The following is a 3,371-nucleotide window of genomic DNA, read 5'->3' as shown; positions in this document are numbered from 1 at the left end:
TATTTGCATTGTCCGAGACTTACCAGTGGCAAAAAAAAAAAGCTTCGTGCTACCATTCGTCTGTGTTTTCCAAAATCAGATAACCATGAGACATCAATTGATCGTCAATATTTTAGGTACTGATCAAGACGGTATCCTAAGTGAAATTGCCAGTGCTGTGTCTGAAGTTCAGTGCAACATTCTTGATAGTCGACAAGCCATTTATGGTCGTGACTTTTCGCTGACTATGATCATCGAAGGAAGTCATCAATCTGTTACCCGTGCGGAATTAACCCTTCCGAGCAAGTGTCAGCAGTTAGGCTTATTAGCGATGATAAAACGTACTAGTCATCACGAAAAGCAAAATTTAAATCGACTATACGATGTGGAATTTGAAGGCACAGACAACCCTGGCCTTTTGCAGTCGGTGACCGCTTTTTTTGCCAAGCGTAAGATTTCAATCAGCGCATTTAGGCAACGCACATACGCTGACAAACAATACGACTTGCCAATGGTCAGTAGTAAATTTGTTGTATCCGTGCCCGATGAGGTGGATTTCGATGAAATGCAGGCCTCACTCCAACAGTTATTTACTTCTCTGAACCTTACCGGAAAGGTAAGCGATAAACATAAAGGAGATCTATGAATACCTTAGCCGCAGGTGCCCCTGCACCCGCCTTTTCACTACCCGATGAAAACAACCAAACCCTAACCTTAGCTGACTTTAAGGGTAAAAAAGTATTACTGTATTTTTATCCGAAGGCCATGACCCCAGGATGCACAGTACAGGCCCAACAATTACGCGATCATCGTGATGAATTCGCCAAACATAATGTCACCGTTGTTGGCGTAAGCCCCGATCCAGTCAAACGCCTCCCTAAGTTTATTGAAAAAGAAAACCTAAATTTCACGCTGCTATCAGATGAAGATCATAGCGTTGCCGAAGCCTTTGGCGTTTGGGGATTAAAGAAGTTTATGGGGCGCGAATACGATGGTATTCACCGTATTAGTTTTCTTATCGATGAAAATGGAGTGATAGAAAAGGTCTTTGATAAATTTAAAACCAAAGACCATCACCAAGTCGTTTTAGATTACCTGCAATAACCTTCTTGCGCCTTCCTAAAATTGATTGACAGTTTTTTAGTGCTGGCCTAAAAAAGCCCGCTTATATTAAGCGGGCTTGTTAATGATTATTCCACCATTTGCCGATGTTCCTCGCCTGGGCTACCGGACCATGCTGTGATCACCGCTTTAACTAAAGTGGCTAACGGTATGGCGAAAAATACGCCCCAAAAACCCCACAAACCGCCAAAAAATAATACGGCGATAATAATATATAAAGGATGCAAGCTTACCGCTTCGGAAAACAATAAAGGCACCAGCAAATTACCATCGAGGGCTTGAATGATTCCATAGGCCACCATTAAAGACCAAAACTCGGGAGAAACCCCCCATTGAAACAATGCAACCACCGCCACCGGGATAGTCACCACGGCCGCACCAATGTACGGAATTAACACCGACAAGCCCACCAATACACCCAACAAGATAGCGTAACGCAAATCCATCAATACAAAGGTGATACAAGACACCGACCCCACGATAACGATTTCAATGACCTTACCGCGGATATAATTGGCGATTTGTGCGTTCATCTCATGCCCAACTTGGGTGATAAGGCGTCGCTCTTGGGGCAATAAAAAAGAGATATTATCCAAGAAAAAATGCTTATCTTTTAACATGAAAAATACCATTAACGGCACCAGTATCATGTAAACCAATATGGCAGCCAAATTACCAATTGAACTAAATGAAGCAGAAATAAGATGTTGCCCGAGTTCCACAAGATGATCGTTTAACCCTTCCATCATTTGCTGGATTTGATATACCTGCACGTAATCGGGGTATTTGTCTGGAAGGCGTAGTATCCAGTCCTGGGCATTTTGCCAAATCAACGGCGTTTCCTGAATAAGGTTAACGCTCTGCCTGCTCACTGTGGGCAATAACCCCACCACCAACAAAATGGTAATGGCAACAAATAGCAACATGACAATACTGCACGCAAACGTTCTGCCCACACCTATATTCACCAGGCGATTTACCGGCCAGTCCAGCAGGTAGGCGATCACCGCCGCCACCATAACCGGCATGATAAGACCGCCCCAGAAAACCAGCACGGCGGCGGTTAACAGGATAAGAATAAGCAGCATCGCTGCGTCAGGGTCAGAAAATTTTCGGCGGTACCAGCTTCCGAATACATTGAATAAACTCATATTTTCTGCTCTGTGTGCTTAAGAAAAATACGCATAATAGGGGAAATCAACTCATATAACCAATTGTATTATCACTTATTACAAAATACCAACAGGCAGATTTTCACATCACATTGTGACATTCGTTGTATTATGCCTAAAGCGTAGTATGATCCTATTAAAATGTACGGCACAATGATTAATTGCCACGACATAAAAATGAAACTTAGCGAAAAATTACGACTCTAAGTGTCAACGCAATGGTTGTACTCAAACATGTAAGGCTTCATGAGATATATAGCGCGTATCAGTATAAAACTAAGTTTCTTTCTGCTGTCGATGAGCTTCTCTGCTATCGCCCAGAACAGTAACTTTACCGATGATAAGAACGCCCTGCCGGAAATCGGTGTGGTGGCTTCTGACACGTTATCGTTAGATAAAGAAATGCTTATTGGTGATGCGGTTATGCGTCAGATGCGCGGTCAGGCCCCTCTCATTAAAGATCCCGTGCTCGATGAATATCTACAAGATTTAGGTAATCGCCTTGTGGTACAAGCCGATAACGCTAAATTTCCCTTTGAATTTTTCTGGGTAAATAACAACGCCATCAATGCCTTTGCGTTTTTTGGCGGTCATATTGGCGTTCATAGCGGGTTAATCCATAGCGCTAAAACAGAAAGTGAACTGGCAGCGGTACTTGCCCACGAAAATTCCCATGTCACCCAACGCCACCTTGCTCGCTCTATGCAGGCTCAGCAGCGTGCAGCCCCCATTGCCCTTGCTAGTATGCTAGGCGGTATTTTGTTGGCCATGGCCGATCCTCAAGCGGGTATCGCCACTATTTCTGCCGGTCAGGCCACTTCCTCACAAATGCAAATAAACTATACCCGTTCTAATGAGCAGGAAGCCGACCGTATAGGTATTTCCATGTTAGCCCGTGCTGGCTTTGACCCGAAAGGCGCAGCGAGTTTCTTTTCCACACTGGCAGCACAATATCGCATGGTCTCTAAGCCACCGGAAATATTACAGTCACACCCGTTAACGGAAAATCGTATTGCCGAAGCTCGTGCCCGGATCAAAGACTTCCCTGATGTTAACCTGCCACCCAGTTTATCTTTTCAACTTGCAAAAGCTAGGATC

4 protein-coding genes are annotated in these 3,371 nt (G+C 44.1%); 3 read left to right on the top strand and 1 reads right to left on the bottom strand.

The features are described from left to right. The first annotated feature begins 85 nt into the window (after positions 1-85). Both V5298_RS19085 and bcp read left to right on the top strand, forming a co-directional pair. Positions 86-625, top strand: a complete 540-nt coding sequence (locus V5298_RS19085) for a glycine cleavage system protein R (protein WP_332933022.1) — start codon at positions 86-88, stop codon at positions 623-625. Then, positions 622-1,083, top strand: a complete 462-nt coding sequence (gene bcp / locus V5298_RS19080; RefSeq protein WP_332933021.1) for a thioredoxin-dependent thiol peroxidase — start codon at positions 622-624, stop codon at positions 1,081-1,083. The genes V5298_RS19085 and bcp overlap by 4 nt, the downstream gene beginning before the upstream one ends. Positions 1,084-1,169: 86 nt before the next feature. On the opposite strand, the gene V5298_RS19075 is transcribed toward bcp, so the two are convergent. Beyond that, positions 1,170-2,252 carry an AI-2E family transporter gene (locus V5298_RS19075; protein WP_332933020.1) on the bottom strand — a complete coding sequence of 361 codons (1,083 nt, stop codon included), beginning with the start codon at positions 2,250-2,252 and terminating at the stop codon, positions 1,170-1,172. A 267-nt stretch (positions 2,253-2,519) separates the two neighbouring features. On the opposite strand from V5298_RS19075, the gene V5298_RS19070 reads away from it, so the two are divergent. After that, positions 2,520-3,371 (top strand): M48 family metalloprotease (locus V5298_RS19070; RefSeq protein WP_416351209.1); only part of this gene is annotated, 852 nt, incomplete at its 3' end.

This window comes from Alteromonas sp. 14N.309.X.WAT.G.H12, from assembly GCF_036697315.1.
In the GTDB taxonomy this organism is placed as follows: Bacteria; Pseudomonadota; Gammaproteobacteria; order Enterobacterales; family Alteromonadaceae; genus Alteromonas.
Note: the sequence above shows the minus strand (reverse complement) of the source record. Positions and strands in the feature narration are given on the sequence as shown.

Coding starts and splice junctions, on each gene's coding strand:
- V5298_RS19085 (WP_332933022.1), top strand. CDS start 86: ATGAGACATCAATTGATCGTCAATATTTTAGGTACTGATCAAGACGGT.
- bcp (WP_332933021.1), top strand. CDS start 622: ATGAATACCTTAGCCGCAGGTGCCCCTGCACCCGCCTTTTCACTACCC.
- V5298_RS19075 (WP_332933020.1), bottom strand. CDS start 2,252: ATGAGTTTATTCAATGTATTCGGAAGCTGGTACCGCCGAAAATTTTCT.